Raw genomic sequence first — 4,686 nt, forward strand, 5'->3', positions numbered from 1 at the left:
AAATGAAGTAGAGCGTCTGTTTCGCCGCTTGAAAGGTTTCCGAAGAATATTTAGTCGATTTGATAAGTTGGATGTCGTTTTTAAGTTCTTCATCAACTTTTCATTGATCGCTGACCGGCTAATTAGTGTTAACAGGCCCTAGGCCAACCTCAAGCCCACCTAGAAAGGGAATCTGTAATGAGACGTGGATATCTAATGCTGAGGTTTCCTTTTGTGCACTTTCACCCCCTCCCTGCCAATTCATCACATACTGCATTGCAGCCGTAATGGCACCATTGGCAAACTTTCCGCCACTTAACTCCGAGGTTGTACCACCAACAACCATAGTGGTAACCAACTGCACAGAATCCGGTAGCCTGCCAATCGCCGGCGACAGACTCTTGGTCACCGCAGCGGAAATAAACCCGTGCCCGAACTTGCCCCCCTGCAGCTCCGCTGCTATGCCGCCCACCACACCATGGGCCATTACCATGGTGACATAGATCTCCTTGGAGACCCAGACGTTCTCGCCAACCTGGATAGCCCCGGGCGTATCCGCATATACCCCATTTCCCGCCCCATAGTTGCCAATGGCCTCAAAAGCCTTGTTGGACGCAAACGCAATGGCGCCTGCTTTTACGCCCTGCTTGAAGGCCTCTCTGTCCGAGGCGCCGTTGGCTTTGGCAAAGAAAGCGGTCGTTATGGCAAAGGCCAGGGGATTTGTACTGACTGCAAGCATGACCACTGATTGGAAAATCTGCGGTAAATTCTCCTTAAACGACCAGTACCCGGTGGGATCGGTAAACGCCAGGGGGTTATTGTGCACATAGCTCTATAAATGAATATGCGAAGGAATTAATTTCTGCAACTATATTAAAATTAGAAACCAATGAAGTAAAAAGCAATTCGATCGACCTCCGCATTAAATTCATTTTTTAATCCACTGAAATAAATAAATGTCTTCTTAGCCCTTTTTGTTAATTTAAAGAAGCAAAGTTATTAGCAATAGTCTCCATTATTCTTAGTTAATACCTAATTACTCAACCAAATTGCATTGGCTTACTTCAATCATTAAATACACCCCTGGATCGAAGTAATTTTTAATTTCTTTTGAACTGCTGATGGCCTGAGAGCCAATTAAAGAATATTGCTCATTCATTATTTCCTTAATAAAAAGACCATAATTAGCCAAGATTTTGGAAAAGTCGCTTGATTTAAAGTACTCATGGAAATCTTCTAGTCCTTGTTTCCGGAAGATAGCTTGGTATAAAAACCAATTTTGCCAATGTGGAGCGTACCCAGCATAGCCTTGATATCGGATTGACGTTACATTTTTCAAAATTTCTATACTATTAGTTTTATTTATAATCTGCTTAAATTTCTGTGCCACTTCGAATTCACTCAGATCACAGTCTGACCAAATCTTCATGTAAGCGTTTTTATAGTTACGCTTGGGAATGGAGATTTCGACTTTACACTCATTAAGATTTTCAATTAGCTTCCTTTTATACTCATCTTCCAATATCTAATAAGCATAATTTAATTGACTATAAAATATAGCCATAAATAGTAGACAAAATATTTTACAATTCATATGTCAAATCCATCTCATTTTTCTCTGGAAGATAAACGCCATAGTATAATTGCTGCTTGTCGGCCGTAATTATGATAGTAGTTAAGTGGGACTTGATTGCTGAACATAATGCTTCCGGTATTTAAATCCACATGCCCCGTGCCACTCCCTAAATCTATAAAGGCAGTTTCGGTGGGCTGTTTGATCAGTGGGGTGAGGATGCCGTCTTTTCCGCTGAGGTCTTTGCCCTCACGCAGCGCCTTAACAGCGGCATCCATATCGAAAGTAGGTTTGGTCATGGGTCATCTCTTTTTTTGCTAATGGTAAAGAAATGACACAGAATTCTGAACACTACCATCAAGACAAGGACACGGTGATTCGGGTGATCGATGCGATTATCGCTCAGCGTCAGTTGGAACATGCTATGCGGCCGTTAGAGCGCTAACTACTGGTAGTTAGCGCTCTAGGTTTCTTATTTTTTGGGGGACAAAAATCAATTTCCCAAGTATAAAAAGTAAGCTTGCCTGGGCGTTTTACAATTTCTATATATTGAGTTCAAGCCTTCTCAAAAAGACTCTTATACCATTTTCTTGACGCATCATCCTTCAACCAATCTACAACATCATCAACAAAATGCGGCTCTGGTGTGATGTCCTTTCTGTTTAACTCTCGGTCAGAAAAATCAAAGGAGAAAATAAGTTTTTCCCCATCCAGCAGGCTAAAGCTCTTCTCAGCTTTAGACTTCTGTTCCACCTTAGCACTAAAGGAGGGCTCGCTTACATCGTACCAGCAATTTTTAAATAATAAAAAAAGCTTATTTTTTATCACAATTAACGCAAACAGCCTTCCATTCAGTTTTATTCCATATCCATCCTTCTTCTTTAAAGAAAAAAATCTTTTTTTCACACTTTCCGCACCCTTACTAACCTCAAAAGAGATACAAGGGCAGTGAGCATTTTTAATTAGATATAAGTCAGACATTAATCACCCACCGGAGCTGTACCCAAAGTTCCAATCACTCCAAGACCGCCAAAAACTGCATCATACCCAGGATTAGAGCGGCCAAGTTTTGAGACTGCTAAAGAGTAATTACCACCAGACCTAGCCCAATAATATGAGGGGTTAAATTTAGGTACACGATATAGAAAGCCAAAACTCATAACTTTTAAGGTATCCCTACCTATAGAGTTGATTGCGAAATTGGTATAAGTACTTGGCCCCGCTCTTGCCGCAAGACTAAACATTGAATAGCCAGCAGAGACACCCACACGAACGCCACCTAAGAACATTAATTCAGGAGCACTAGGCTTAGCCATACCTGTAGCTAAAGGATTAATTAACGTCCCAGTATTAGAATCAAAACTATAGGCTGTCGTACCATCTGCGCTAACTGTGTTACCAAACGGTCCGACCTCAACGGTAACCGGAACACCATTTTCATCAAAATAGGCTCCTGGCACTGGAGAAAAATTACCGGTCGGCCCCTTTTGTGCACTTTCACCCCCTCCCTGCCAATTCATCACATACTGCATTGCAGCCGTAATGGCACCATTGGCAAACTTTCCGCCACTTAACTCCGAGGTTGTACCACCAACAACCATAGTGGTAACCAACTGCACAGAATCCGGTAGCCTGCCAATCGCCGGCGACAGACTCTTGGTCACCGCAGCGGAAATAAACCCGTGCCCGAACTTGCCCCCCTGCAGCTCCGCGGCTATGCCGCCCACCACACCATGGGCCATTACCGTAGCTTGAGGGGCATTAATTCTCACCTACTTATATTCAATAGACACACCTTGCCAGCTGCCAACCGACTCTCCGCCGGGGACGCGGCATAGTAGTAAACTTCTAAATAGAAAAAAGTCCCGGCAGGTCAGTCAGTCTTCAATCCATATAAATTATAAGACCTTCAATACGTTATTGACTCGCAAAGCAAGGGGGCTTGCCGGGCTCATAGATTCTCTCTACATCTTTCAAAGAATGCAGCCCTCTGTGCATATCAAAGGTGGCTTTGATAATGACATATTTCCCTTGACAATTAAAAGTCATCTCGCCATTTTCTGTAGTATCAATAACGGTTATTGCTGATGCGCCATCTCCGAATTGTGCATGCACTTTATCAATAAATAATTCAGCACCAACCCCCACTGCAAAGAAACCAAAGACTGACACTCTCTTTCCCTCTAATTTACCAGGATTAGAAAGCAGCTGCACAAAAGAAACTGGAGTTATCCCATCATCCTTACCACAAGAAACCAAAGTGAGGCAAAGTAACAACATTATTCTCTTCATGCTGATTCCAAAGTGTTCACTAAAAATACTAATAAGGGATCGGATCTCCTGATCCAATAAAAATCCAAGTGCTTGTTGCCCTATCAGCCCGTACGACGACGGGTGCCCCGATTGATGCAGCTACGCCATTCCAACGCACGGATGCCCCAATTATTGATTCATTACGGTAACCAACTGGCAGCGACACAGCTATGGCTGCTGCGCCTTGGATTTCCTTGGAGCTATAGAAAAAGTTAGTTCCAAGTAGGCCATAACCCTTATTCTCATAGCCCTGCGGCACTAACCCATTTGGATAATTAGGCGAGATAGTAAAGCCTTCATCGTTTCGAATAACTAAACCAAGAGTCGCATTTTCACCAGAAAGCTCCCGAACACCCCGTACAGCAGACCCAGTATACCCCAGTGCTCGATCTAACTGTTGCCGGAATTTTTCATCATTAAAGACACCGGGAAGAGTATTCCCTTGCTCCTTTTGTGCACTTTCACCCCCTCCCTGCCAATTCATCACATACTGCATTGCAGCCGTAATGGCACCATTGGCAAACTTTCCGCCACTTAACTCCGAGGTTGTACCACCAACAACCATAGTGGTAACCAACTGCACAGAATCCGGTAGCCTGCCAATCGCCGGCGACAGACTCTTGGTCACCGCAGCGGAAATAAATCCGTGCCCGAACTTGCCCCCCTGCAGCTCCGCGGCTATGCCGCCCACCACACCATGGGCCATTACCATGGTGACATAGATCTCCTTGGAGACCCAGATGTTCTCGCCAACCTGGATAGCCCCGGGCGTATCCGCAGATACCCCATTTCCCGCCCCATAGTTGCCAATGGCCTCAAAA

The 4,686-nt window shown here is 44.1% G+C and carries 6 protein-coding genes and 1 pseudogene; all 7 read right to left on the reverse strand.

Annotation, left to right across the window (positions count from 1 at the left end):
- Window positions 1-118: 118 nt before the first annotated feature.
- On the reverse strand, window positions 119-805 hold the full coding sequence (locus AB1S50_RS18875; RefSeq protein ID WP_367152766.1) for a hypothetical protein: 687 nt from the start codon (window positions 803-805) through the stop codon (window positions 119-121).
- Window positions 806-1,015: 210 nt separating this feature from the next.
- Window positions 1,016-1,369, reverse strand: coding sequence for a hypothetical protein (locus AB1S50_RS18880; protein WP_367152767.1), 354 nt, complete (start codon window positions 1,367-1,369; stop codon window positions 1,016-1,018).
- Between the two features lie 365 nt (window positions 1,370-1,734).
- Window positions 1,735-1,851: pseudogene (locus AB1S50_RS18885) on the reverse strand (IS256 family transposase); the annotation flags it as partial.
- Window positions 1,852-2,107: 256 nt separating this feature from the next.
- Entirely contained in the window at window positions 2,108-2,533 is a 426-nt protein-coding gene (locus tag AB1S50_RS18890; protein WP_367152768.1) for a hypothetical protein, read from the reverse strand.
- On the reverse strand, window positions 2,533-3,294 hold the full coding sequence (locus AB1S50_RS18895; protein WP_367152770.1) for a hypothetical protein: 762 nt from the start codon (window positions 3,292-3,294) through the stop codon (window positions 2,533-2,535). The genes AB1S50_RS18890 and AB1S50_RS18895 overlap by 1 nt, the downstream gene beginning before the upstream one ends.
- 175 nt (window positions 3,295-3,469) lie before the next feature.
- Entirely contained in the window at window positions 3,470-3,844 is a 375-nt protein-coding gene (locus AB1S50_RS18900) for a hypothetical protein (RefSeq protein ID WP_367152772.1), read from the reverse strand.
- A gap of 28 nt (window positions 3,845-3,872) precedes the next feature.
- Window positions 3,873-4,430: a hypothetical protein gene (locus tag AB1S50_RS18905; RefSeq protein ID WP_367152774.1), complete on the reverse strand. Its 558-nt coding sequence runs from the start codon at window positions 4,428-4,430 to the stop codon at window positions 3,873-3,875.
- Between the last annotated feature and the right edge of the window lie 256 nt (window positions 4,431-4,686).

The sequence above is a fragment of the Microbulbifer discodermiae genome (assembly GCF_040742695.1).
Taxonomy (GTDB): domain Bacteria; phylum Pseudomonadota; class Gammaproteobacteria; order Pseudomonadales; family Cellvibrionaceae; genus Microbulbifer.